The sequence below is a fragment of the Simplicispira sp. GW247-4R2A genome (assembly GCF_059424465.1).
The window spans coordinates 172,087-197,991 of the sequence record NZ_JBWKZM010000004.1 but is presented as its reverse complement, the minus strand read 5'-3'; the positions used below and the strand labels follow the sequence as shown (position 1 = coordinate 197,991).

Here is a 25,905-nt window from a genome sequence, read left to right as displayed (position 1 = left end):
GTCTCTCCAGGGTTGGATTGCCAAAAATTATTTGCGTTTGAGGGCCGCCAGCACCGTCGCGGCGACGTTCTCTTCGGTGAAACCGAAGTGCTTGAACAGCACCGGGGCGGGAGCCGATTCACCATAGGTGTCGATGCCGATCACTGCTGCGCAGCCGTACTTCCACCAGCCGCTGGTGACGCCCATTTCCACCGCGATGCGCGGCACGCCCGTGGGCAACACGGCTTTCTTGTACTTCACGTCTTCGCGGTCGAAGGCGGTGGTGCTGGGCATGGAGACCACGCGCACCGCGATCTTCTTGGCAGCCAGCAGGCGCTGCGCCTTGAGCGCGAGCTGCACCTCAGAGCCGGTGGCGATGATGACCGCCTGGGCCTTCTTCTTCAAGCCCACGTCTTTGGGCTCGGACAGCACATAGGCGCCGCGCGAGATGTCGCCCAGGTTGCGCTTGGGCGCCAAAGCGGAAAGGTGTTGCAGGTTCTGGCGGGAGAGCAGCAGCGCCGTCGGCTTGTCGCGGTTGGACAGCGCCACGCTCCAGGCCACGGTGGTTTCTGCGGTATCGGCCGGGCGCCACACGTCGAGGTTGGGAATCAGCCGCAGGCTGGCGGCATGCTCGATGGACTGGTGCGTGGGCCCATCCTCGCCCAGGCCGATGGAGTCGTGCGTGAACACGTGGATCACGCGCTGCTTCATCAGCGCCGCCATGCGGATGGCGTTGCGGCTGTAGTCGCTGAAGGTGAGGAAGGTGCCGCCGTAGGGGATAAAACCGCCATGCAGCGCAATGCCGTTCATCACCGCCGCCATGCCGAATTCGCGCACGCCATAGTTGATGTGGCGACCGATCTGGCCGTCTTCGGTCTTGGCGACAGCACCCTTGGCGTCCATGCGCAGCGCTGGCGTGGATTTGGTGTTGGTCAGGTTGGAGCCGGTCAGATCGGCGCTGCCGCCCAGCAGCTCGGGCAGCTTGGCGGTGAAGGCTTCCAGCGCGAGCTGGCTGGCCTTGCGGCTGGCGACGGTGTCGCCCTTGGTGTGGGCCTCGACCACCGCATCGACGGCGGTTTGCGCGAAGTGCTTGGGCAGGTCGCCGGCCATGCGGCGCTCGAACTCGGCCGCCAGCTCAGGGAAGGCGGCGCGGTAGGCGGCAAAGCGCTGGTTCCATTCGGCCTGCACCTGGGCGCCGGCCGCCTTGGCGCTCCAGTCGGCATAGACCTCGGCAGGGACCTCGAACGGCGCATAGGGCCAGTTGAGCGCGGCGCGGGTGAGCGCAATTTCTTCGGCACCCAATGGCTCGCCGTGTGCCTTGGACGTGTTGGCGCGGTTGGGCGAGCCTTTGCCGATGTGCGTCTTGCAGACGATGAGCGTCGGCTTGTCGCCCTGCTTGCGCGCCTTGGCAATCGCTTTGTCCACGGCGTCGGCGTCGTGGCCATCGACCGGGCCAATCACGTTCCAGCCACAGGCCTCGAAACGCTTGGGCGTGTTGTCGATGAACCAGGGCGCCACCTGGCCATCAATCGAAATGCCGTTGTCGTCGTACAGCGCCACCAGCTTGGACAAGCGCCAGGCGCCGGCCAGTGCCACGGCCTCGTGGCTGATGCCTTCCATCAGGCAGCCGTCGCCCAGCATCACGTAGGTGTGGTGGTCGACGACGGTGTGGCCGGCCTGGTTGAATTCGGCTGCCAGGAGCTTTTCGGCCAGCGCCATGCCCACGGCGTTGGTCAGGCCCTGGCCCAGTGGGCCGGTGGTCGTTTCCACGCCCGGCGTCACGCCGACTTCGGGGTGGCCTGCCGTTTTGCTGTGCAACTGGCGGAAGTTCTTGAGCTCCTGGATCGGCAGGTCGTAGCCTGTGAGGTGCAACAGCGCATAGAGCAGCATGGACCCGTGGCCGTTCGAGAGCACGAAGCGGTCCCGGTCGGCCCAGTGCGGGTCTTGCGGGTTGTGGCGCAGGTGCCGGCCCCACAGCGCAACCGCCATGTCGGCCATGCCCATGGGCGCACCGGGATGGCCGGAATTGGCTTGTTGCACAGCATCCATTGCGAGTGCGCGGATCGCATTCGCCATTTGTTCAGAATTGGCCATCGGGGCGGGTCCGGTCAGGACGGTCATGAGGGGAAACCCCAGATTTTAACGGCCCGCCTTGAATGGGCTCCCCACAGCGGCTTCTGCACTGCCGCGCGATGCACTAGAGTGCCAGGCGTGACCCTCCCCTTGCCTCCCTCATTTCCTTCGTCCGCAGGCGCGGCGGCGGCGCACGACTACGGTGCCGAACAAGCCCCCGCCCTGCTGCTGGCGGCCGGCCGCGGCGAGCGCATGCGCCCGCTGACCGACACCACGCCCAAGCCCTTGCTGCCCGTCCACGGCCAGCCGCTGCTGGCCTGGCATCTGCAGGCGCTGGCGCGCGCCGAAGTGCCGCGCGTGGTCATCAACACCGCCTGGCTGGGCGAGCAGATTGCGCAGCAATTTGGAAGTGTTTTCGGCCTCCAAGGCAATGCAGATAAGCGCAAGCAGCTATCAATTTTATATTCCGAGGAAGGCCGTGATTTCGGCGGTGCGCTGGAAACCGCAGGCGGCATTGCGCGCGCCCTGCCGCTGCTGGACGCCGACGTGTTCTGGCTGGCGGCGGGCGACGTGTTCATGCCCGGTTTCGCCTTCAACGCCGCCGCCGTACAAGCCTTTCGCCAAAGCAGCGCGTTGGCGCGCCTGTGGCTGGTGCCCAACCCACCGCAGCACCCACGCGGCGATTTCGGGCTCTCCGAAACTGGCCTGGCACTCAACCTGCCGGACGGCAACCCGCAGCCCCGCTACACCTACAGCACCGTCGCCTTGCTGCACCGCGATCTGTTGGCCCCGCCGTGGTGCGACATTGCGCCCGGCAACCCGCAAGGGGTGCGCGCAGCACTGGCGCCGCTGCTGCGCCGGGCGATGGACAATGGCCGGGTACAGGCTGAACTTCACACTGGCCGCTGGGTCGATGTAGGCACACCGCAGCGCCTGGCCGACCTCAACGCCGAAACCTTTTCACCATGACCCTCACCCCGCTCCCCTCTTTGTATGCCGAGCGCCGCGCGCGCCTGGCGGCCCAGCTCGGCCCTGGCGGCGTCGCCATCGTGCCCACCGCGCCCGAGCGCCAGCGCAACCGCGACAGCGACTTCCCCTACCGGCACGACAGCTACTTTTATTACCTCACGGGCTTTACCGAACCCCATGCCTGGCTGGTGCTGACCGCCGAGGGCCAGAGCACCCTGTTCTGCCAGCCCAAAGACCTGGAACGCGAAATCTGGGACGGCTACCGCCTGGGCCCCGACGCTGCCGTGGCCGCCCTGGGGGTGGATGCAGCGCTGCCCGTGGGCGAGCTTGATGCGCGCCTGCCCCGCTTGCTGGAAAACCGCGAGCGCGTGTGGTTCCCGTTCGCCACGCACGACGGCCTGGCCGCGCGCGTCGAAGGCTGGCTGGCCAAGGTGCGCGAGCGCGTGCGCTACGGCGCACTGTGCCCGCAGCAGCAGGGCGACCTGTGCTTGCTGCTCGACGAAATGCGCCTGATGAAAGACGCGCACGAAATTGGCCTGATGCGGGACGCCGGTGCCATCAGCGCGCGCGCCCACGTCCGCGCCATGCAGCGCTCGGCGCGCATGCTGGCCGCTGGCGAAGACCTGCGCGAGTTCCACCTCGAAGCCGAACTGCTGCACGAGTTCCGCCAAAGCGGCGCCGAGTCGCCCGCCTACGGCTCCATCGTCGCCGCCGGCGCCAACGCCTGCGTGCTGCACTACCGCGCCGACCGTGCGCCGGTGAAAAGCGGCGACCTGGTGCTGATCGATGCGGCCTGCGAACTGCACGGCTATGCGAGCGACATCACGCGCACCTTCCCCGCCAACGGCAAGTTCACCGGCCCGCAGCGCGCACTCTACGACGTGGTGCTGGCCAGCCAGGAAGCCGCCATTGCCGCCACCCGCCCCGGCGCGCGCTTTACCGACCCGCACGACGCGGCGGTGGCGGTGCTGGCGCAAGGCCTGCTCGACCTGGGCCTGCTCGACAAAACCAAGCACGCCAGCGCGCAGGACGTGGTGGCGACGCGTGCCTACTTCCCCTTCTACATGCACCGCACCGGCCACTGGATCGGCATGGACGTGCACGACTGCGGCGGCTATGGGGAGCCCGCCGAGCAAGGTCAGACCCGCGAGCGGCGCGACGCGCTCTCAGGCGAGACCCTCGTCGACAGGCCCAGCCGCATCTTGCGCGCCGGCATGGCGCTGACCGTGGAGCCCGGCCTGTACATCCGGCCCGCCCCTGGCGTGCCCGAGGCCTTCCACCACCTGGGCATCCGCATCGAGGACGACGCCGTGGTGACGCAAGGCGGCTGCGAACTGCTGACGCGCGGCGTGCCGGTGCAGGCCGAGGCGATTGAGGCGCTGATGCAGGAAGCAGTGGCGGCGCGCTTGTGAAAAAGGGCGCCAATGCTGGCGCCTATTGAGGGTGGCGCAGGTGGCGCCAGGAATCAAGCACCGCACCGTTTGCACACTACTGCCACTGCACCGCCGCAGGCGCCACCAGCGACGCCATGGCGACTTGCAGGCCGCCAGCGGGCATCGTCACCTCCCCGGCCGAGGGCGGCGCAAAGATTGCCATGGCACTTGTCAACTGCTGCACCTGGCTGTCCAGCGTAGTGCCGCCACTACCTGCCACGCCCCAGCCCTGGCCTCCCTCCCCGCGCAGCAGCCAGGGCCGGGTATACAAAGTTTCCGTGTCCGGCATGAGATACGGTTGGGTTGACGCAATTCCAAAGTCCAGCACCGCGCTTGCGGATGCCAGGTCTGCGGTGGCCCCCGCCAGGGCTGGCTTTGCTACCGAAACAGCCTGCAGCGACATGGCCTTGACCTGGGCGTAGTCCCAGGTGGTGCCATCGTCAAAGCGAATCGCATCGAGCGTATAGCCCTGCGTGGACTGGCCATCGGCACCGAAGTAGCCTGACACCGTCACCTGGTCGGTGCTGCCGTTGATCGTGAGCACCAGGTCGTCGCCGCTGCGGCTGATGGCAACGTCGCTGGCGAGCACCCCGGCCTTGAACTGCAGCACGTCCTGCTTGCTCACCGTGGTGTCGGCGTAGCCGTTCCAGGGGTCGGTGAAGTTGGTGATCCGGTCCTGGCCGTCGCCGCACCCGAACAAATAGGTCTGGCTGCCAAAGCCACCGTACAGGTAGTCGTTGCCGGCGCCCCCATCGAGGGTGTCTGCGCTGCCCTCGGTGCCGCGTCCGTAGGTGCCTGCGGCGTACAGCGTGTCGTCGCCTGCGCCGCCAACCAGCGTGTCCGAGCCGTTCCCGCCGAGCAGCGTGTCGTTGCCTTCGCCGCCATCGAGCGTGTCGTTGCCGCCGTCGCCATAGAGCTGATCGTCGCCCATGCCACCGCTGAGGCTATCGTCTCCCTCGGCTCCGTAGATCAGATCGTTACCGCCCTTGCCATTGATCACGTCGGCCGTGGCAGCGCCGGTCAGGGTGTCATCGCCCTCGGTGCCCTGCAGCGACATGGCCTTGACCTGGGCGTAGTCCCAGGTGGTGCCATCGTCAAAGCGAATCGCATCGAGCGTATAGCCCTGCGTGGACTGGCCATCGGCACCGAAGTAGCCTGACACCGTCACCTGGTCGGTGCTGCCGTTGATCGTGAGCACCAGGTCGTCGCCGCTGCGGCTGATGGCAACGTCGCTGGCGAGCACCCCGGCCTTGAACTGCAGCACGTCCTGCTTGCTCACCGTGGTGTCGGCGTAGCCGTTCCAGGGGTCGGTGAAGTTGGTGATCCGGTCCTGGCCGTCGCCGCACCCGAACAAATAGGTCTGGCTGCCAAAGCCACCGTACAGGTAGTCGTTGCCGGCGCCCCCATCGAGGGTGTCTGCGCTGCCCTCGGTGCCGCGTCCGTAGGTGCCTGCGGCGTACAGCGTGTCGTCGCCTGCGCCGCCAACCAGCGTGTCCGAGCCGTTCCCGCCGAGCAGCGTGTCGTTGCCTTCGCCGCCATCAAGCGTGTCGTTGCCGCCGTCGCCATTGAGTTGGTCGTCGCCTTCGCCTCCCTGCAAAGTGTCGTTGCCATTTCCGGCGTAAATGGAATCGTTACCTCCTTTTCCAATCAAAATGTCACTGCCGTCGAACCCCTGAATACTGTTGTCACCTGCATTTCCAACAATCAGGTCCGGTCGGGAGGTGCCGATGAGTTCGTATTCGGCGGAACCGGCGAGACGAGCTGTCCAACTGCTTAGTTCTTCACTAAATGCGTCCACATCGGGAATGCTATTAAGTTGGGTAAGCAAAAAGCCCTTAGCGTCCCAGCCGAATATTGCCAGATTGGTTTCACCCGTCGCGCTTACGAACTCTATCAAGTCGATGATTCCCTCGTTAGGATTTCTCGCAATAGCCTGTTTGAATGAATTTTCAATTTCTTGAAAAGCCGCCTCGCCCTGATTGTCCATGTCCACCATGACATTGCGTAAGACGCTTGTGTACGGGCCCAAGCGCGTTTGGAGCAACAGCGACTCATAAATATCCGTCTTGAATCGGTCATAGGCTCTCTCTATGCTGAATATCTGCGTCGCTGCAAGAGATACCGATACGTTGCCCGAGGTGGCATCCAGCGGTGCCAAACGTGCTTGACCGTTTGCGCCGCCATAAGTGAATCCCATGAAACGCTCAACCACCCCCAGTTTTCGTACAAAATCGTCGTAGGCGACTGTTCCCGCAGTCAGCCCTTCTAGATGGTAGGTCAAATCAACGCCACTGCTGGAGAGGGCTTCAGCCTGGGTCTTAAGTGATTTCAGATCGGCTGTTTCGGCCCATTTCTCAATAAATCCATCAAGCCTGATGATTTGATTCTCGCGTGTGGTTTGTTGGGTATAAGTTTGTACCCAATTGCCAAGATCAGCCGAGAGACTGATGGCTTCAGCGAGGTCTCGTACACGGCCTGAACCGCGCAAGTCCGGCAATGCCTTGGCCTGGTCAGTGAGTGGAACGTGGTCGATGAACTGTCGATAGAAAGTGTTGGCCAGCAAGTCCAGATTGGCGGCTGCGCCATTGGTTTCGCCGGTGGTTCCGGTGGTGCCGTTGGAACGGGTGTAAGTGCCTTCTGCTGTCTGCATATTGCCATTGCCTAGATCAGTGTTCACAACACTCGAACCAACCCCTATACTAATAATCCCGTTATCACCAAGCGTGGTCAACTCCCCAGGCTGGCTGACGCCGTCCTGGTTCAGGTCGCGCCATATGCGCAAATTGGCAAACATGCCGTCAACATCAGTGATCTTGCCGTCTTGATCGGCATCCAAGTCCTGGAGCGCGTCAAAACCGTCTGTTGCAAATTGGCCGTTGCTCTTTAACGTGTCTATGCCAAAGAGTTCACGGCCCGAGTCGATCAGGCCATTGCCATTGCGGTCCATTACCAGCCACCCATCGTCCGGTTTGACCCAACCCGTACCCGACTTCACCCCATCGGCGTCGTGGTCAAAGAGGACGACGCTTCTTTTGCCGGTGGTTTCTATGCCGTCGCCGTCCAGATCAAGCACGAGCGGGTCGCGGCGCGGTGGGACCGTACCTTCGCCACCCGATTCACCGCCTCCTTCGCCTGTCCCCCCTGACGATCCACCACCGCCGCCGTCTCCGCCTGAACCGCCGGTCCCCGAGCCCTCGCCGCCCCCGGGAGCGCCCTCACCTTCACCGCCTCCACCTAAAGGGGGCGGTGGCGGGTTGTACGGTTCCACGAGGCCCGGATCGACAACTGGGTGCCGGTTAATGAGACCTTCCTTGAGCTTGAACGCCCCATCCACTTGTTGAACAACTCGCCATTCCTCGGCACGGTCTCCTTCATTGGGAAGCAAACCTATGCCGTTCTCAATATCCCTGAAACGTGCTGCAGCGCCATCTCTCAGCGCTCTGTCAGCCGCGTCAATAATTGCATCCGCAATATCGTGTTTATTTGGCAAATTGCCTTCACGCACTTTTTTGGCGTTGGAATATGCCCAATCATGGTTTCGAGCCAAATTATCAGTCGGGCTCTTTGGTGGGGCCTTATAATCTTCCGTCGCCCCAGGATCCGTGACACATTGACCTCCCGTCCAGTTTGGCCCAGTATAATTTCCATATTGGTAAAAACAACTCATGATTATTTGGCCTCGATTGGTATAGTATTGGTTAGGCAAGTTGCATTTGCATTTGTCACCGCATAGATAGCACGCGGACCATCCAATTCCTGTAATGCTGCGTGAAATACAACGGTGCGGCCGTCGCGGGAAATTTCAAGTTGCCTAATGTCCAACCATTTTCCCGCTATATTGCATCGGTGCTGGCCATTAAAAATTGATATGGTTGCTAGATAGCGGCCAGATTCGTAGCTCAGGGCATCGTGAATACATGTCAGCGGGCTTTTATCGGCGCAAGTGATATCCCAGGTATCGCTTCGTATCAATGGTAAAAGTTGTTCTGGAACAGTGCCTTGTATTGCAAGAAATGTGCGAACCGGAGTAAATACAAACAAAGAATCACCGATCACATTAAGTGGAGCAGCCATTCCAAAGGGCTGATCGTTTAGTCGGCTTTTTCTATCGTTTTGATACTTTTGCCAATATTTCCATCTATTGGCGGGGTCACCGTCTTTCGCTGGCTCACCTTCCAGGAAAACGTAGCTTCTATCGCTTATTTCTAGGGGAAAACGCAAAGTAAATGCACTCTTATAAATCAAGGTTTGAGCGCCACTATCAATTGATATCTTGATCAGTTCGCTCGCACCGTTGACATTTGTAGTGACCAGTAGCTGCTCATTATTATTGGCAAACTCAGTAGTGAAGGTGCTCGGTGGCAAGGCGATATCCCGCATCGACGCTACTTTAGCACCGTTGAGTTCCACCAATTTAGAGTGCAACTTCTTTTTCTGATCGTACCAAGATACGACCAAGCGATTCCCATTGGGACTTAATGCCAACTGGGTATTCGAAGGAATAGTGCCTTGATTATTCTCTATTGGTTGGGATCCACACCCGGCGGCGCATGCCAACGTCAGTACAGATGCGCTAACCATGGAGGTGGGCCTGCTCGTCATATTGTCTAGCATGATTTCCTTTAATCTGTATATGCAACTTCGCTCATGATTATTTCCCGCGTGCGCGCTAACAAAAAACGAAAGTTTCTTTCTGATTAACTTTTTTATCATTATTCCCCTTCTAGTTAATAGGAATTAGCCCGTCTCACCGCTCTCTCAACCCCTCACTCCCCGCCCGCTGAATCGGGCTCAGCAGAAACTCAATCACCCGCCGCTTGCCCGTCTTGATCTCCGCCGTCACATTCATCCCTGGCGCTAACGCAATGGCCTTGCCATCGACGTTGATCGTGGTTTGCTGCAGCTTGAGCGTGGCCGGGAAGATCGCCCCGCGTTTCTCGTCATTGACCGCGTCCTGCGTCACCTTGTCCACGGTGGCCCTGACGGTGCCGTAGCGGGTGAAGGGGAAGGTTTCCAGCTTGATGGCCACTTCCTGGCCCGGGGAGACAAAGCCGATGTCCTTGTTCTCCAGCGTCACTTCGGCGCTCACGCTGGCGCTGTCCGGCACGATGACCATCAGGGCCTGGGCTTCGGTGACGACGCCGCCTTCGGTGTGCAGGGCGAGCTGCTGCACGGTGCCCGCTACGGGCGCGGTAAGGGTGGCCAGTTGCTCGCGCTGGGTGGCCTTGGTGACTTCCTGGTCGCTTTGCTGGCGTTTGAGGTCGGCATCTGCCTGGCGCTCGCTCAGGCTTCTGCGGGTCTCGGCCAGGTAGGCGGCGCGGCCTTGCTCGGCCTCCGTCAGGGCGGCCTGGGCTTCGTAGAGCCGGGCTTGCTGGGTAGCCAGGTCGCGTTCCAATTCAATGCGCTCGCGGGTGCGGTCCTGGTTGGCGTGGCTGGACATGAAGCCCTGGGCGCTGAGGGTGTGGAAGTCTGTCTCTCTCTGGCGCGCAAGGGGCACAGTGGCTTGCAGCTTGCCGATCATGGCTTGCACGGTGGCGATTTCTGCCTGGCGGTGCTGGTGCTCGGCGGCGAGGCGGGCCAGGCGGGCGGTGATGTCGCTCCACTCGGCGGCCAATTGCGCACGGGCCTGGGCGCGCTCTCGGGCGCTCCAGGGTGCGGTCCAGGGCGTGGCCTCAGAAGTTTGCGTAAAAATAGCCTCCAGCGCTTGATGGGTATTACTTTTTTGCTCTTTACTCGATAGCATTTTCTGGAGCACGCGGGTGCGCAGGCCTTCGGACTGGGCGGCGCGGCGCGCCTCTTCGAAGCTGGCCTTGTCGGCCCGTGCGCTGGTGGGGTCGAGTTCCACCAGGGTCTGGCCGGCTTCGACGTGGTCGCCGTCCTTGACGAGGATGCGTTTGACCACGCTGCGCTCGAGCGGCTGCACGAGCTTGGTGCGGTCGCTGACGATGATGCGGCCCGGTGCCACGGCGACGATGTCGATCTTGCCGAAGATGGCCCAGACGAGCGCAATCACAAACAGCGCCATGAGTGCGTAGGCAGCGCGCCGGGGCACGGGGTGGACGGGCGTTTCCTGCAGGCTCAGGGCGGCGGGCAGAAAGGCGTTCTCATCGGCCAGGCGCGCGGGGCCTGCCAGTTCAGCGCGGTGGCGCCATGCGGCGGCGAAGATGGCGCGGTAGCGTGCCAGTAGTTCGAGGGCGGGGTGGCGGGGTTGGGAGGCTTGGCTGGCTTGCGCGGGGGCGTGGATGGGCGCGCTCATGCCGCCGCCTCCTGGGTGGGCGCCGTGCCTGCGGTGGGCAACGGTGCCGCCCGACTGCCGTCTTGCATGCGCCAGAGGTGGGCGTACAAGCCCCTCGGGTTGCGCAGCAGCGCGTCGTGCGAGCCCGCTTCGACGATGGCGCCCTTGTCCATTACGATGATGCGATCGGCATGGCGCACGGCAGACAGGCGGTGGGCAATGATGAGCACGCTGCGGCCCTCGCAGATGTGCGCCATGTTGCGCTGCACGATGGCCTCGCTTTCGTAGTCGAGGGCGCTGGTGGCTTCGTCCAGGATGAGGATGCGCGGGTTGGTGAACAGGGCGCGCGCAATGGCGATGCGCTGGCGCTGCCCGCCCGAGAGGCTGCTGCCCTGCTCGCCCACCAGGGTGTCGTAGCCCTCGGGCAGTTCACTGATGAAGTCGTGCGCTCCAGCCAGTTGCGCGGCGTGCACCACGGCGGCTATGGGGGCGGCGGGGTCGGCAATGGCGATGTTCTCGCGCACGCTGCGGTTGAACAGCAGGTTCTCTTGCAGCACCACGCCGACCTGGCGGCGCAGCTGGGCGGCGTCGATCAGGCTGATGTCGATGCCATCCACCAGGATGCGGCCTTGTTCGGGGGTGTAGAGGCGCTGGACCAGCTTTGTGAGCGTGCTTTTGCCCGAACCCGAGCGGCCCACGATGCCGATGACTTCGCCGGGGCGCACGTCCAAATTGATGCCACCGAGCACCGGCGCCGCTTCGGGGCGGTATCTAAAGTGCACACCGTCAAGCGTGATGCGGCCCTGGATGGGCGGCAGTTGGGCGGCGCTCGCGGGCGGTACTTCGGTGCGGGTGTTGAGGATGTCGCCCAGGCGCGCCATGGAGATACCGGTCTGCTGGAAGTCGGTCCACAGCTGCGCCATGCGCATGATGGGCTGTGCGACGCGCTGGGCCAACATGTTGAAGGCGACGAACTGGCCCACGGTGAGCTGGTTGTCCATGACCAGGTGGGCGCCGTACCACAGGGTGGCAGCGTTGGCGAGCTTGCCGATGAGGTTGACGCCTTCGTGCGCCCAACTGGCCAGGTTCTGGGTTTTGAAGCTGGCGCTGACGTAGGCGGCAAGCTGGTTGTCCCAGCGGCGGGCAAAGCTGGGCTCCAGGGCGCTGGCCTTGACGGTCTGGATGCCGGTGATGGTCTCCACCAGCATGGCCTGGTTCTCGGCGCCCCGGGCGAACTTGTGGTCCAGGCGGCTGCGCAGCAGGGGCACGATGGCCAGGCTCAGGCCGAAGTACAGCGGCAGGCTGGCCAGCACGATGAGGGTGAGCGGCACGCTGTAGAACAGCATGACGGCGATGAAGATGCCCGAGAACAGCACGTCGAGCAGCACGGTGAGGGCATTGCCGGTGAGGAAGCTGCGGATGTTCTCCAGCTCGCGCACGCGCGCCACCGAGTCGCCCACGCGCCGCGCCTGGAAGTAGGCCAGGGGCAGTTGCACCAAGTGGCGAAACAGGCGCGCTCCGAGTTCGACGTCGATGCGGCTGGTGGTGTGGCTGAAGACGTAGCTGCGCAGGCCATTGAGCAGGCTCTCGAACACCACGACGACGACCAGGCCGATGACGAGGACATTGAGCGTGGTGACGCCCCGGTGCACCAGCACTTTGTCCATGACCACCTGGAAGAACAAGGGGCTGACCAGCGCAAAGAGCTGCAGCATGAAGGAAATCAGCAGCACTTCGCCCAAAAGCTTGCGGTGCTTGACGAGGCTGGGGATGAACCAGGAGAAGTCGAACTTGGCCAGCGCCCCCGCCAGGCTGGCGCGGCTGGTGATGAGGATGAGTTCGCCGGTCCACTGCTGGGCGAAGACGTCCAGGGGCTCGATGACGGGGCGGCTGCCCGCGCCTTCGGCGGCCGGGTCTTGAAACAGGACCTTCTGGCCGTCGCACTGGGCGAGGACGACGGTGCGCGGGCAAGAGCCGTCCGAGTGCAGCAGGGCCAGGGCGGGCAGAGGGACTAGGGCCAAGCGCTTGGCGTCGCTGTGCAGGCGCCGGGCCTTGAGGCCCAGGTGCCTGGTGGCGCGCAGCAGGTCTTGGGCGGTGAGGGGTTCGCTGGGCAGCAGGCCCAGTTGGTGGGCCAGGGTGGCCGGGTCCGCGGCAATCTGGTGCAGGCGGGCCACCAGACACAGGGCGATCAGGGCGGAAGGGGCCGCAGCTTCCTGCGGCGGCATTGGCGGGGCGTCGTCTGGCGCGCACTGCACCGCTGGGGTGCCGGCGGGGCCCCATTGAAAGTCTTTTGGCAAAACATCCCTCCCAGATTCTTATTTATTCAGCGAGGAAGCTTAAGAGGGTGTTGGCCACGTCCACGGGTCAATGCGCCGCGATGTGTATCGACATGCATCAAATGCAAGCAAATGACGGACGTCCGAAATAGGTGTCACGCAGGAGTCAGGACGCTCTCGGGCGAACTCTTGACGAGGTCAAGGACACAACTCTGACGCCTCGTTACCAAATAACGCAGCAGGTACCGCGCAACAGCCATGGACTTGTTTGCCCTTGCGCTTTGCCTTGTTCGCTGTCATCCACCCACAGAAGGGCTAGTGCTCCCAAGAGTGCGCCCATGCTGGGCGCACCACAAAAAAACCCCGCAGCGGACGAACCACGGCGGGGTGTGAAGGGGACTGGCGGGCCGGCGGTACGGCCCCGGCGCAGTCCCAGGGGAGGGATTCCTTCGTTCAGGCAGTTTACATGCCGTACTTGCGCTTGGCATCGGCCACGCAGGTGTCCTGTTCAGCGCCCTTGAGCGCGTCGCAGCGTTCCTTGGCGGCTTGGTAGTCGGCTTCGCTCTTTTGGTGCGCGGCGTCCTGCTTGGTTTCGGCCACGTCGGCGCGCTTCTCGCTCATGTTGTCGGCGGGCTTGGCTTCGGCGCGGGCCACCTTGGCGTTTTCAAGCGCCCTTACGTGGGCGGCCTTGGCGTCTTTCTTGCAGACGTCCTTGGCGTTGCCGGTGGCATCGTCACACTTTTCCTTGGCGACTGCGTAGTTGGCATCGGCGCGTGCCTTGGCCACCTTGTAGGCCGACTTGTCGTTGGGTTTGTACTGGGCTTCGAGTTCGGCCTTGGCAATGTTTTCGTTGCCCTTGGCTTCCTTCATGCACACGTCCTTGGCATTGGCCTTGAGCGTGTCACAGTTTTGCTTGGCCATTTTGTAGTCGGCCGAAATACGGTCCTTGGCAGTGGCGTGCTCGGCCTTGTCCATGGCCATGCCGGTGGTGGCGGCCAGGCCGGTGAGTGCCAGAGCGATGAGATTGCGGGTGAAGTTCATGGTGTGTCCTTGGGAAGGCTGTGGGGGGGGTCAGTCGTTGAAGCGGAAATCGGGGTTGCGGGTGTGCCACTCCTTGAGCTGCTTCTCGGCCACTTCACGCACCACGCCTTCGCGCTCCTGGAGCTTGCCGATGAACTGCTCGCGCTTGCCATCAATCACGTCCAGATCGTCGTTGGTGAGCTTGCCCCACTGCTCTTTCACCTTGCCGGTGAATTGTTTCCAGTTGCCCTTGATGCGGTCTTCGTTCATTGGGTGATCCTCTTCGTGTCACGGATCAGGCCTTTCGCCGAAACAGCGAAAACCAATGCCTGACTCGATGGGGTCACTGTAGAAACACCGCGCCGCGCTGGCGGTAGTCGGGTGGCGGTTGGCACTGTCAGACGAAGGCGCACCGGACCGTCGGCGAAAAAAAGGGCTGCCGTGATCCGCGCCCTGCACCAGGCTCAGGGCGCTGTCTGATTCACCCAGGCACGCACGTCGCGCGCCACCTGGCGCGCCGCCTGCGCCAAGGCAGCGCTGCCGCCCGCCGCGTCGGCGCTGGGGGCCGGCTGGCGCGCTTCGAAGACGCGCTGGGCCCGCAGGCGCTCGCCCTGGGGCGTGGGCTCGGCGAGCGTGGCGCGCAGGCGCAGCACGCCCTCGCTTTGGCTGGCGGAGCTGAAGACCTGGCTGAATTCTTCCAGCTCCAGCCGCAGCACCAGCAGGCCGCCGTTGCCTTCGCGCGCGGCTTCGCGCGCCGCACGGTACCCAAGCACGGCGCGCTCGGCGCTCAGTTCGACGGCCACACTTTGCTGCACCAGCTGGCCCGGCGGCTGGCTCCAGCGGGCACGCTGGTAGGCGCGCAGTTGCTGGGCATCGTCATAGCCCAGGCGGTAGTTCAGGGCAGTGCTGCCCTCCGGCAGGCCGGGGCTCTCCACATCGGCCAGCACCAGCGGCGCGCGCCGGGGTGCCAGTGCCGCGCCCTGCGCCGCCGCCCGGCTGGCACCCGGGCCGAAGTCGTACACCACGGGGTGCACGGGCGGCGCCGGCAAGGCCGAGCAAGCGGCCAGAAAATTCAAGCAAAAAATGGCTCCAGCGCTTATACGTATTGCGCTGACAGCTATCGATTTAATAGTACTCATGGCACACTCACGGCGGGTTGTGGGCAGGGGCGACAAAACCCGGTTCCCCCGGCCCCGGACTGGCCGGCCCGGAACCGTAAATAAAGGCCTGGGGGTTGGCGCTGACGTCTGCGGCCGTGCGCGTCACCTGGCGCGCCGCGCGGCCGGTGTCGTCGGCAGCACGCTCCAGGCTGGGCAGCGTGCTGGTCTTCAGGCGGTCGGCCGCTTGCGAGAAAGTTTCCACCCCGCGCGAAGCCTGCTCGATGGGGCCGCCGGGGGCATTGAGGCGCTGCGCGGTCTGGCCGAACGCACCGGCCATCACCGAAACCTGATCGCCGGCCTTTTTCAGCGACTGCACGGCGCCGCTGGCATCTTTGGCCAGCGCGGGCAGGGCGGCCAGGGCGGGGTCGAGGCCCTCGGTCACGCTGCGGTCGATCCGGCGTGTGAGCGTATCGACGCTGGCTGCCGCCGCGCCAATGTGGATCAGGGCATCGGAGAAGCGCTTCTGGTTGTCGTCGGACAGCAATTGGTTGACGCGCTGGGTCATCTCCTGCACCTGGCCCAGAATGACCGGGCCTTGCTCGGAAAGCTGTGCAAAGGGCGATGAATGCAGCGGCAGGCGCGGCAGGCCGCTCGGGCCAGGGGGAAGGGGCGGATGGGCCTTGCCGGCGTCGTCGAGCAGGATGTACGACAGCCCCGTAACGCCCTGGTAGCCCAGGGTGGCAAAGGTCGTGGGGGTGATGGGCGCGTCGTCGTCCACGGCGATGCGGACCAGCACGTTGCCGCTGACCTGTGGGTCAAAACCGATGTGTGTCACCTTGCCCACCGCCACACCCTTGTAGCGCACGGCGGCTTGGGGCTGCAGGCCGCTGACGCCGTCGCGGGTGGTGAGCTCGTAGAGTTTGTAGTTGCCGTTGTCGCGCGTGAGCCACATGGCCAGGGCCACCACCAGGGCGCTGACCACCAGCACGAACAGCCCGGCAGCGAGTGCGTGGGACTTGTTTTCCATCAGGTCTCCTTGCCGGCTTGCACCGGCGCCATGGCGCGGCGCCCGCGCTCACCCAAAAAATAATGCTCGACGAAGGGGTGCGGAAATCGCGCCACCTCGGCCGGCGCTCCGGTCACGATGACCTTGCGGTCGGCCAGCACGGCCACGCGCGTGGCGAGCGCAAACAGCGTGTCGAGATCGTGCGTGACCATCACCATGGTGGTCCCCAACGCAGCGTGCAATTCACGCACCAGCGCGCAGAATTCGTCGGCCCCATTCGGGTCCAGCCCGGCGGTGGGTTCGTCGAGCAGCAACAGCGGCGGGTCCATGATGAGTGCGCGCGCCAGCGCCACGCGCTTGATCATGCCGCCCGACAGGTCGGCTGGCATGCGCGTGGCGTGCTCGGGCTCCAGCCCCACCATCTGCAGTTTGACCAGCGCCGCGTCGCGCACCAGCGCGGCCGGCAACGCACCCTGCTCGCGCAGCGCAAAGGCCACGTTGTCGAGCACATTGAAGGCCGAGAACAGCGCGCCGTGCTGGAACAGCATGCCGACACGGCTCGCCGCGCCCTCGCCGCCCATTTCGGACGCTGGCCGGCCCAGCACCGTGACCCGACCCGCAGTGGGTTGCAAAAGCCCCAGCATCTGGCGCAAAAGCACCGTCTTGCCCGTCCCCGAGCCACCCACCAGCGCAAGGATTTCGCCGCGCTGCACGTCAAGCGAGAGGTTCTGGTGCACCGTGTAGGCCTCGCTCCCCTTGCCAAAGGTGGTTTCCAGGCCTTCGATGCGCACCACCGGCTCGGCGGAAGCGGCGGCGGGCGAAACGGGTGTTGGCTCAGACATATCCATCCTTCGCGCCGCATACCCGCCGCAACCGGGACTCCGCGGACGTCTTCCTGCACGCTCTGCAACCGGCGCGCTCCAGACCAGCGGACGCCGCGCAAGGGCCGCCCCGCCGCGCCGGCGTCGTCCCCCTTCCCGCAGCACGCAGTGATGCGAGAGAAGGGGGAAGCGGCGTAGCCGCACAGGGGGATGCCACCTAAAACCCCACGTTCTTGAACGCCACGGCAAACAGGGCGTCCACGATGATGACAACGGTAATCGACGAGACCACCGAGGCCGTCGTCCCCTCACCCAGACTCTGCGTGTTGGGCTTGACCCGTAAGCCCCAGTGGCAGCCCACCAACGCGATCAAGATGCCAAAGACCACCGATTTCGACAAGGCCAGCGTCAGGTTACCGCTGCCGACCGCATTGGGCAGCGCCTGGAAGAAGTACGCGGGCGAGACATCCATGGCCGCGTCTGCCGCCAGCATGCCGCCGGCAAGGGCCGCCAGCGTCGTCCACACGCTCAGCAACGGCATGGCAATCGCCAGCGCCAGCGCGCGCGGCAGTACCAGGCGAAAGCCTTGCGGGATGCCCATGACCCGCATCGCGTCGAGCTCCTCGGTCACGCGCATGACGCCAATCTGCGCGGTGATGGCCGAGCCGGAACGCCCGGCGACGAGAATGGCCGCCAGCATGGGCCCGAGCTCGCGGATCAGCGAGATCCCCAGGATGTTGACGATGAAGGCTTCGGCGCCGAATTGGCGCAGTTGCAGACTCATCAGGTAGGCCAGTACGACGCCGATCAGAAAACCGACCAGTGCGGTAATGGGCAGCGCCGTCGCGCCCATGCGGTACAGATGCCCCGATACGTCACGCCAAGGCGCGCGCAGCGGCGCACGCAGCACACGCAGGCTGTCGAGCAGCAACTGGCCGATCAGCATCAGCAAGCGCTTGCCATGGTCGACGGCGTGCAGCACCAGCACACCGAAGCTGTCTACCTGCTTGGCCAATGTCCAGCGCTCGGGCGGTGGCGGCGCAGTGGACAGCGAGGCCACGCGCTCCAGCAACGAGCGCTGCGTGTCGTCCAGCACCAGATGCTCGGGCCAGGCCCGGCCCCAGTGGTTCCACAAGAGCTGTGCGCCGACGTGGTCGAGCCAGGTGAGGCCGCTCAGGTCCCAGCCAAGCTGCGTCTCAGGCGGTGCCGCAACCAGCGCGGCGGCCAGCGCTCGCCAGCGCCTGCGCGCACCGATGTCGGCCGCACCCCAGCGCCCATGCAAGCGCATCCACGGCCCTTGGGGCGTGTCGTCGCGGGACAGTCGGGGAGCGGAATCGGGCATCAAAAGAACAAGGCAAATCAGAGCATGCGGCAAGGCAGTCGCAGGATGCTGCATGGTAGCGGCAGCGTGCGCCAACGGGAACCCGCAGCTACGCGGCGCGGGAATTGGTATCAAAATGCTGGTCGGCGCTTGTTATATTTGCGCTTTATGCTATCTTTTTCATAGCTCACCACCCTTGAATGCAAAGGCCATTGGGCGAACGGCTGAATCTCATGAGCGATACCTCCTACGACTACATCGTCATTGGCGCAGGCACTGCGGGCGCCCTGCTGGCCAACCGGCTCAGCGCCGACCCCAAGCGCCGCGTGCTGCTGCTCGAAGCAGGCGGCAAGGACAACTACCACTGGATTCACATCCCGGTCGGCTACTTGTACTGCATCGGCAACCCACGCACCGACTGGCTCTACCAGACCGAGCCTGACCCAGGGCTCAACGGCCGGCGCCTGCGCTACCCGCGCGGCAAGACACTGGGCGGCTGCAGCAGCATCAACGGCATGCTCTACATCCGCGGTCAGGCGCGCGACTACAACCAGTGGGCGGCAATCACGGGCGAAGACGCATGGCGCTGGGACAATGTGCTGCCCGACTTTCGCCGGCATGAGAGCCACTGGCGGCTCGATCAGCCCGGCGCGGACGACGCTGCCTTTGCGCAGCTCCACGGCAATGCCAGCCAGGGCGGCAGCGGCGAGTGGCGGGTGGAAAAGCAGCGCTTGCGCTGGGACGTGCTCGACGCGTTCTCCCTGGCTGCGCAGCAGGCCGGCATCCCCGCCACCCAGGACTTCAACGGCGGCAACAACGAAGGCGTGGGCTACTTTGAGGTCAACCAGAAAAAAGGCTGGCGCTGGAACACCGCCAAGGCCTTCTTGCGACCGGCCTGCATGCAGCGGCCGAACTTCGAGCTCTGGACGGGCGCCCAGGCCGCTCGCTTGCTGCTCACCCAGTTGCCCGACGGCACGCAGCGCTGCACGGGCGTGGAGGTGTGGACGGGCCAACAGATGGTGCAGGTGCACGCCCGCTGCGAGGTCGTGCTGGCGGCCGGCTCCATCAACTCGCCGCAGTTGCTGCAGCTCTCGGGCATCGGCCCGGCGGCGCTGCTGGCGGCACACGGCATTCCGGTCGTACGCGACCTGCCGGGTGTGGGGGCCAACTTGCAGGACCACCTGCAGATCCGTTCGGTCTTCAAGGTGCAGGGCGTGACCACGCTCAATACGCTGGCCAGCTCGTTGCTGGGCAAGGCGCGCATCGCGCTCGAATACGCGGCGCTGCGCAGCGGCCCCATGAGCATGTCGCCCTCGCAGCTGGGCGCCTTCACGCGCAGCTCACCCGAGCAAGCGCACGCGAATCTGGAGTTTCACGTGCAGCCGCTCTCGCTCGATGCCTTTGGCGACCCCTTGCATGCCTTCCCGGCGTTCACTGCCAGTGTCTGCAACCTCAACCCGACCAGCCGCGGCAGCGTGCAGATCAGGAGCCCGCGCTTTCAGGACGCACCCGCCATCGCCCCGCACTACCTCAGCACGCCGGAGGACCGCCAGGTCGCCGCCGACAGCCTGCGCCTGACGCGGCGCATCGTCGCCCAGCCGGCGCTGGCACGCTACCAGCCCGAGGAATTCAAGCCCGGCGTGCAGTACCAGAGCGATGAGGAACTCGCCCGTTTGGCCGGCGACATCGCCAGCACCATCTTCCACCCCGTGGGCACCACCGCCATGGGCCGTGCCGACGACCCCCAGGCGGTGCTGGACCCACGCCTGCGCGTGCGCGGCGTCCAAGGCCTGCGCGTGGTGGATGCCGGTGCCATGCCCACCATCACCAGCGGGAACACCAATTCGCCCACCTTGATGATGGCCGAGAAGGCAGCGCAATGGATTGCGCAGGACAACAGCCGCTGAGAACGCGCCGTCTTCCGCGGGAAATTCCCTATACCCAGCCACCTGATCCTGCCCTACATTTGCTCCCACTCGATGGCGTGCTCAGGCCGCCAACACGGGGGGGCCAGAGGAGACAACACTGCAAAACACCAACGATTGAATAGCGTCCAGCGAGACGTCACTCTTTTTCAGACGCCGGCCATGCCGGCGTTTTTTTTGCCTGCGACGCCCTCCGGCACGCTTTCATCTGGCCTGAGACAATTCCATGATGGAATGGTTCATCGTGACGCTGGCCTCGTTGCTGGCCGGTTTTATCGACGCAATCGTGGGCGGCGGCGGCTTGGTGCTGCTTCCGGCCCTGTTTGCCACTTTCCCCAACGCACCGCCGGCTACCTTGCTCGGCACCAACAAGAGCGCGTCCATCTGGGGCACTGCCATGGCGACCTGGCAGTACAGCCGGCGCGTGCAAGTGCGCTGGCGTGCGCTGATGCCGGCCGCGCTGGCAGGTTTCGTCGGTGCGTTTGCCGGCGCCTGGGCCGTGACGGTGCTCTCGCCCGACTTCCTGCGCCGCATGCTCCCTTGGGTGCTTTTCGCCGTGCTGCTGTACACGATTGCCAAAAAGGAGCTGGGCAAGCACCACCGTCCACGTTTCTCGGGCCGCGCCGAATGGCTGGCGGCAAGCGCCATTGGCCTGTCGATTGGTTTCTATGACGGATTTTTTGGGCCCGGAACCGGCAGTTTTTTTGTCTTTCTGTTCGTGCGCTGGCTGGGCTACGACTTCCTCAATGCCTCGGCCTCGGCCAAGCTGCTGAACGTCTCGACCAACATTGCCGCGCTGATTCTCTTTACCGCCAAAGGCCATGTCTGGTGGCACTTCGCCCTGCCGCTGGCAGTCGCCAATGTGGCCGGCAGTGTGCTGGGCACGCACATGGCGCTCAAGCACGGCACCGGCTTCGTGCGCGCGATCTTCATCTTCGTCGTGGGCATCCTGATCCTCAAAACCGGCCACGACGCCTATCTGCGCTGAGGGAAAGACCTGAGCTAAAGATGCATTTCAGGAACCTATAATCGCGCCCTTGTTCGCACCGAGGCCTGTGAGACGCAGCGATCGGTCAGGCGATTTACCAAGCTCCGGCTTCGCTACCGCAGGCCGGATTTTTTGTACCTGAAATCACCCCAGACAGGACACAAGATGAAGTTGCTCAAAACACTGGCCTGCACTGCACTGGCCTTGTTCACCGTCTTTTCCGCTCACGCCAGGCCCCTTGACGAGGTCAAGAAGAGCGGCACACTGATCGTTGCCACCGAAGGCCAGTTCGCCCCCTTCAACTATTTCAATGGCACCACCCTGACCGGTTTCGAAGTGGAATTGGCCGAGCTGGTGGCCAAGAAAATGGGGTTGAAAATTCAGTGGAAGACGCTGGGCTTCGACGCGCTGCTCACCGGCCTGCGCCAGGACCGCTGGGACCTGGTCATCGCCTCGCACGGCATCACCGACGAACGCGCCAAGGCCGTCACCTTCACGGCGCCGCACTACTGCTCGGGCGGCATGATCATTGCCATGGACCCAGCCATCCGCACCGCCAAGGATCTGGCCGGCAAGGTCGTGGCGGTGCAGACCGGCACCAGCTACCTGGAGAACGTGCAAAAGGTCGCTTCCATCAAGGAAATGAAAAACTTTCCCACCGACGTCGATGCCCGCAGCGCCCTCAACTCACGCCGCGTGGACGCCTGGGTGACCGACCGCTTCGTCGCCAAGGCCGTGGTGGACAAGAACCCGAATGCCGGCTTCAAACTGGGTGACATGCTGTTCATCGAGCGCATCGCCGCGGCCGTGGCCAAGGGCAACCAGCCGCTGGCCGACGCCTGGTCCAAGGGACTGTCCGAGATCATGGCCGACGGCAGCTACACGGCACTGTCCAAGAAATACTTCAACGAAGACGTGCGCTGCCACTAAGGCAGAGCAGGCGCCCCGCCAGGTCTTCCCCCTCATGCTCGTTGCCCTTTGGCCAGAGCGCTGGAGCCGCCAGCAGCGCAGCAACGCCACGCTCGTCAGCGCCTTGGTGCTGATGGTGCTGGCGCTGTCCGTGCTCGGCCAGTTGCTTTCTTTTCTGCCCGAGCCGATTGGCTCGAACGCGCAGGCGTTTGCCGCCGGCGCGCGCACCACGCTGTGGCTCACCCTGGTGAGCGGCACGCTAGGTCTGCTGCTGGGCACCTGCGCCGCGTTGGCGCGCACCGCCCGCTGGCGCGCACTGCGCTGGGTGGCCAGTTTCTACATCTGGGCCATTCGGGGTACGCCGCTGCTGGTGCAGATACTGTTCGTCTACTTTGCCCTGCCGGCGCTGGTGCCCGGCCTGAACCTGCCTGATTTCGCCGCAGCGGTGCTGGCTTTGTCGCTCAACGTAGGCGCCTACAACTCGGAATCCGTGCGCGCGGGCCTGCTGGCCGTTCCACGCGGTCAGACGGAGGCGGCGCGTGCGCTGGGCCTGGGCCGCTTGCACGTATTCTTTGACGTGGTGTTTCCGCAAGCCTTCAAGATTGCACTGCCACCCTTGGTGAGCAATTTCGTTGCGCTGCTCAAGGATTCGTCCCTGGCGTATGCGATTGGCGTGGTCGAACTCACCAACGTGGGCAACCGCATCCAGTCGGCCACGTTCCAGCCGATTGCCACGCTTTCGACCGTGGCCGTGACCTACCTGCTGCTGACCACCCTGGTGACGCAGATATCGAACGCCATCGAGTACCGCTTTGACGTCGAGGGACGTGTCAAATGAGCACGCCACAAGCCTTCATCGTGGCAGACCACGTGTGCAAATCCTTTGGGGCGCACCAGGTGCTGTGCGACGTCTCCACCCACTTCAATACCGGCGAGGTGACGGTCATCATTGGCGCCTCGGGTTCTGGCAAGAGCACCCTGCTGCGCGCCATCAACCGGCTGGAGCCGCACGACAGCGGCACCATCACCATCGAAGGCGTGCCAGTCTCGGACGACATCGCGACGCTGCAGAAGCAGCGCTGCGATGTCGGCATGGTGTTCCAGCAGTTCAACCTGTTTGGCCACCTCTCGGTGCTGGACAACATCACCCTGGCACCACGGCGCGTGCGCCACACGGCCCGTACGCAGGCCAACGCCGAGGCCATGGTGCTGCTGCGCCGCGTCGGCCTGCATGAGCATGCGCACAAGTATCCATGGCAGCTCTCGGGCGGCCAGCAGCAGCGCGTGGCCATTGCCCGCGCTCTGGCCATGAACCCCAAGGTCATGCTGTTTGACGAACCCACCTCGGCGCTGGACCCTGAGATGGTGCAGGAGGTGCTGGACGTGATGCGCGAGCTCGCTCGCGGTGGCATGACCATGATCGTGGTCACGCACGAAATGGGCTTTGCACGCGAAGTGGCCGACCGCGTGCTGTTTTTCGACCAAGGCCGCATCGCGCACGACGCACCGCCGGAAGCCTTCTTTGGTAACCCCGCCAACGACCGCATCCGTGCATTCATAGGCCGCATGGGCGCCTGAATCCTCCACCCTTTCTACCCCCGGAGTCACCATGAAACGCAGTTCTCTTTTTCTTGCCTTGATGGCCGCCGGCTTGTGCAGCCTCTCGTCTCAGGCCTTTGCGCAATCTGCGCAGGACTTCAACGACCTGCGCGCCGAGATCAAAGCCTTGCGCACCGAGCTCAACCAGCTCAAGGCGCAACAAGCACAGGCGCCCGTGGCGCCCGCCGCCAGCGCGTCGAACTGGAACGACCGCCTCGACAACGTCGAGCTGCGCCAGAAAGACGCTGTCGTGCTGGGCGACATCCCGGGCAGCTTCCGTTTGCCCGGCAGCGAAACCTCGATCCGCGTCTATGGTTTTGCCGAAGCCAACGCCATCAAGGACTTCAAGAGCACCGCGCCTGGCGACAATTTCACCAACCTCGCCGAACAGCCACTCAACTCAGGCCACCCGGCAACCGGCAAAACCGTGCTCACCGGCCAGACCTCCCGCTTTGGCTTTGAGACTTCTACGCCCATGTCGAACGGCGCGTTCAACACCAAGATTGAGGCTGATTTTTATGGCTACTGCGGCAACGAATGCAACCGCAATCGCCTGCGCCTGCGCCATGCCTACGGCGAGTACGCCGGTTGGCTGATCGGCCAGACCTGGTCCACATTCATGGACCTGGACGACATGCCGGAAACCGTGGACTTCAACGGCCCGCCCGGCGCCACCTTCCGCCGCCCGGTGCAGGCGCGCTACACCTGGAACAACCCCAATCTGGCCAAGTTCCAATTTGCACTGGAGGAACCCAGCGACGGCGCGCATTCGCCCAACTTGGTGGCGCGCGTGGACAAAGGCTTTGATTGGGGCACACTCAATGCCCGCATCCTCTCGCACGAGCAGCGGGTGGGCAGCGCCAGCAAGCGGGGCTTCGGCTTCGGCCTGGGCGGCAGCTACAAGCTGACCGGAACGGCCACGCTGATGGCACAGTACACCCAGGTGGACGGCGACGGCGACGGCGCCTATCTGGTCGGTGCCAACTACCCAGTGCTCGACGGCGGGACCCTCCGCCTGGATCGCGCGCGTGGTGTGGTGCTCGGGCTGACCAACACATTCAGCGAGCACCTGCGTGCCACGGTGTCGGTAGGCACGGTGCGCTCCACGCGAAATGTCGGCGATGCGTACGTAAACGCCTACGGCCTGGACGGGAACGAACGCCTGACGCAGTGGCATCTGGGCTTCTATTACCTGCCCATCAAGAATGTGGAGCTTGGCACTGAATTGATTGGTGGCCGCCGCACGACGTACGGCGGAGATACCGGCAGTCTGAGCCGCCTGAACCTGCAGGCTCGCTACATCTTCAACTGATCTGTTCTTACATTTCACAGAAGCTGGCCGCGCAAGTGGCCGGCTTTTTTTATGCAATCAGAAAAACGTGGACTAGCCGCCCTCCTGCTGGTCACTGCCGTATGGGGCACGACGTTTCCGGCCATGAAGTTGCTCTCTGGCCAGCTGGATGCCCTGCAGATCATCTGGCTGCGTTTTGCCATTGCCCTTGTGGTTCTGGCACCGCTCTGGCGCGGTATGCGGGCCAGCGAGCGGCGCTGGGGCCTGCTTCTGGGTGCGCTGCTGTTTTGCGCGTTCTGGCTGCAGATCGAGGGGCTGGTGCGCACCAGCAGCAACCGCAACGCCTTCGTTACCGGTCTCAACGTGCTGGTGGTGCCCCTCCTGGCCATGCTCACCCTCGGACGGCGCTACGGCTGGCGTCTGTGGGCCGCGTGTGCGCTGGCGTGCGCTGGCATGGCGCTGATGTTTCACGAAGATGCGCCCTGGAACCTCGGCGATACGCTCACCCTTTGCAGCACGTTCTTCTATGCCGTCTACATTCTCATGCTTGAAGAATCCGCACGGCGGCACACGGGAGCGCCACTTCGCGCGACGCGCATGGCGGCCGCACAGGCCACTGTCATGTGCATCGCCGCGTTCGCACTGCTATTAGGGCGCCACGGCAGCGAATGGAGCACAGGCATGCAGGTACTCACTGCCCCTGCCTGGACGGCGCTGATCTACCTCGGGCTGCTTGCCAGTGTGATCGTCGTCACGCTGCAGGCCTGGGGGCAGCAGCGGGTCGATGCGCTGCGCAGCGCCATCATTTTCGGACTGGAACCGGTATTTGCGGCCCTCACGGCCTGGGCCTTGATAGGCGAACACATGGGACTGGTGGCACTCACGGGAGCAGCCCTGGTCGTGCTGGCACTGGTATGGAGCCAGTGGCAGCCCACACCGTCAAGCCCTGGTGCCTAGCGC

20 protein-coding genes are annotated in these 25,905 nt (G+C 64.1%); 9 read left to right on the top strand and 11 right to left on the bottom strand.

What is annotated here, in order from left to right; all coding sequences use genetic code 11:
* Positions 1 to 27: 27 nt before the first annotated feature.
* The gene (gene tkt, locus AC07ZH_RS04935) at positions 28 to 2,073 is read right to left on the bottom strand and encodes a transketolase (RefSeq protein WP_495198804.1); all 2,046 of its coding nucleotides are present in this window, start codon (positions 2,071 to 2,073) and stop codon (positions 28 to 30) included.
* A 129-nt stretch (positions 2,074 to 2,202) separates the two neighbouring features.
* On the opposite strand from tkt, the gene AC07ZH_RS04930 reads away from it, so the two are divergent.
* Together AC07ZH_RS04930 and AC07ZH_RS04925 are read left to right on the top strand one after the other, a co-directional pair.
* Positions 2,203 to 3,021, top strand: coding sequence for a nucleotidyltransferase family protein (locus AC07ZH_RS04930; protein WP_495198831.1), 819 nt, complete (start codon positions 2,203 to 2,205; stop codon positions 3,019 to 3,021).
* A complete protein-coding gene (locus AC07ZH_RS04925) occupies positions 3,018 to 4,433 on the top strand; it encodes an aminopeptidase P N-terminal domain-containing protein (protein ID WP_495198803.1) in 1,416 nt (471 codons plus the stop codon). Before AC07ZH_RS04930 ends, AC07ZH_RS04925 begins: the two co-directional genes overlap by 4 nt.
* A gap of 76 nt (positions 4,434 to 4,509) precedes the next feature.
* Here AC07ZH_RS04925 and AC07ZH_RS04920 read toward each other — a convergent pair whose 3' ends face one another.
* From AC07ZH_RS04920 to AC07ZH_RS04875, 10 genes are all read right to left on the bottom strand, one after another.
* Positions 4,510 to 8,121 (bottom strand): calcium-binding protein, encoded by a 3,612-nt coding sequence (locus tag AC07ZH_RS04920; protein ID WP_495198802.1) that lies wholly within the window; start codon positions 8,119 to 8,121, stop codon positions 4,510 to 4,512.
* A gap of 2 nt (positions 8,122 to 8,123) precedes the next feature.
* Positions 8,124 to 9,035, bottom strand: a complete 912-nt coding sequence (locus AC07ZH_RS04915; protein ID WP_495198801.1) for a hypothetical protein — start codon at positions 9,033 to 9,035, stop codon at positions 8,124 to 8,126.
* Positions 9,036 to 9,201: 166 nt separating this feature from the next.
* Positions 9,202 to 10,710: an HlyD family type I secretion periplasmic adaptor subunit gene (locus AC07ZH_RS04910; RefSeq protein WP_495198800.1), complete on the bottom strand. Its 1,509-nt coding sequence runs from the start codon at positions 10,708 to 10,710 to the stop codon at positions 9,202 to 9,204.
* Positions 10,707 to 12,914: a type I secretion system permease/ATPase gene (locus AC07ZH_RS04905; RefSeq protein WP_495198830.1), complete on the bottom strand. Its 2,208-nt coding sequence runs from the start codon at positions 12,912 to 12,914 to the stop codon at positions 10,707 to 10,709. The genes AC07ZH_RS04910 and AC07ZH_RS04905 overlap by 4 nt, the downstream gene beginning before the upstream one ends.
* 513 nt (positions 12,915 to 13,427) lie before the next feature.
* Positions 13,428 to 14,006, bottom strand: a complete 579-nt coding sequence (locus tag AC07ZH_RS04900) for a hypothetical protein (protein WP_495198799.1) — start codon at positions 14,004 to 14,006, stop codon at positions 13,428 to 13,430.
* Positions 14,007 to 14,036: 30 nt separating this feature from the next.
* Positions 14,037 to 14,255: a CsbD family protein gene (locus AC07ZH_RS04895; protein ID WP_119109753.1), complete on the bottom strand. Its 219-nt coding sequence runs from the start codon at positions 14,253 to 14,255 to the stop codon at positions 14,037 to 14,039.
* 194 nt (positions 14,256 to 14,449) lie between these two features.
* Positions 14,450 to 15,061: an ABC-type transport auxiliary lipoprotein family protein gene (locus AC07ZH_RS04890; RefSeq protein WP_495198798.1), complete on the bottom strand. Its 612-nt coding sequence runs from the start codon at positions 15,059 to 15,061 to the stop codon at positions 14,450 to 14,452.
* A 70-nt stretch (positions 15,062 to 15,131) separates the two neighbouring features.
* Entirely contained in the window at positions 15,132 to 16,112 is a 981-nt protein-coding gene (locus tag AC07ZH_RS04885; protein ID WP_495198797.1) for an MlaD family protein, read from the bottom strand.
* On the bottom strand, positions 16,112 to 16,933 hold the full coding sequence (locus AC07ZH_RS04880; RefSeq protein ID WP_495198796.1) for an ABC transporter ATP-binding protein: 822 nt from the start codon (positions 16,931 to 16,933) through the stop codon (positions 16,112 to 16,114). The genes AC07ZH_RS04885 and AC07ZH_RS04880 overlap by 1 nt, the downstream gene beginning before the upstream one ends.
* A gap of 196 nt (positions 16,934 to 17,129) precedes the next feature.
* Positions 17,130 to 18,254, bottom strand: coding sequence for an MlaE family ABC transporter permease (locus AC07ZH_RS04875; RefSeq protein WP_495198795.1), 1,125 nt, complete (start codon positions 18,252 to 18,254; stop codon positions 17,130 to 17,132).
* A 212-nt stretch (positions 18,255 to 18,466) separates the two neighbouring features.
* Between AC07ZH_RS04875 and AC07ZH_RS04870 the strand changes: the two genes are divergently transcribed.
* The 7 genes from AC07ZH_RS04870 to AC07ZH_RS04840 all read left to right on the top strand — a co-directional run bounded on the left by AC07ZH_RS04870 (position 18,467) and on the right by AC07ZH_RS04840 (position 25,902).
* A complete protein-coding gene (locus AC07ZH_RS04870; RefSeq protein WP_119109899.1) occupies positions 18,467 to 20,140 on the top strand; it encodes a GMC family oxidoreductase in 1,674 nt (557 codons plus the stop codon).
* Positions 20,141 to 20,387: 247 nt separating this feature from the next.
* A complete protein-coding gene (locus AC07ZH_RS04865) occupies positions 20,388 to 21,146 on the top strand; it encodes a sulfite exporter TauE/SafE family protein (RefSeq protein WP_119109898.1) in 759 nt (252 codons plus the stop codon).
* Between the two features lie 165 nt (positions 21,147 to 21,311).
* Positions 21,312 to 22,076, top strand: coding sequence for an ABC transporter substrate-binding protein (locus tag AC07ZH_RS04860; protein WP_119109748.1), 765 nt, complete (start codon positions 21,312 to 21,314; stop codon positions 22,074 to 22,076).
* 34 nt (positions 22,077 to 22,110) lie between these two features.
* Positions 22,111 to 22,893 (top strand): amino acid ABC transporter permease, encoded by a 783-nt coding sequence (locus AC07ZH_RS04855; protein ID WP_495198794.1) that lies wholly within the window; start codon positions 22,111 to 22,113, stop codon positions 22,891 to 22,893.
* Positions 22,890 to 23,633, top strand: a complete 744-nt coding sequence (locus tag AC07ZH_RS04850; RefSeq protein ID WP_495198793.1) for an amino acid ABC transporter ATP-binding protein — start codon at positions 22,890 to 22,892, stop codon at positions 23,631 to 23,633. Before AC07ZH_RS04855 ends, AC07ZH_RS04850 begins: the two co-directional genes overlap by 4 nt.
* A 31-nt stretch (positions 23,634 to 23,664) precedes the next feature.
* The gene (locus AC07ZH_RS04845; RefSeq protein ID WP_495198792.1) at positions 23,665 to 24,966 is read left to right on the top strand and encodes a DcaP family trimeric outer membrane transporter; all 1,302 of its coding nucleotides are present in this window, start codon (positions 23,665 to 23,667) and stop codon (positions 24,964 to 24,966) included.
* A 51-nt stretch (positions 24,967 to 25,017) separates the two neighbouring features.
* Positions 25,018 to 25,902 carry a DMT family transporter gene (locus AC07ZH_RS04840; RefSeq protein WP_495198791.1) on the top strand — a complete coding sequence of 295 codons (885 nt, stop codon included), beginning with the start codon at positions 25,018 to 25,020 and terminating at the stop codon, positions 25,900 to 25,902.
* The last annotated feature ends 3 nt before the right edge of the window (positions 25,903 to 25,905 follow it).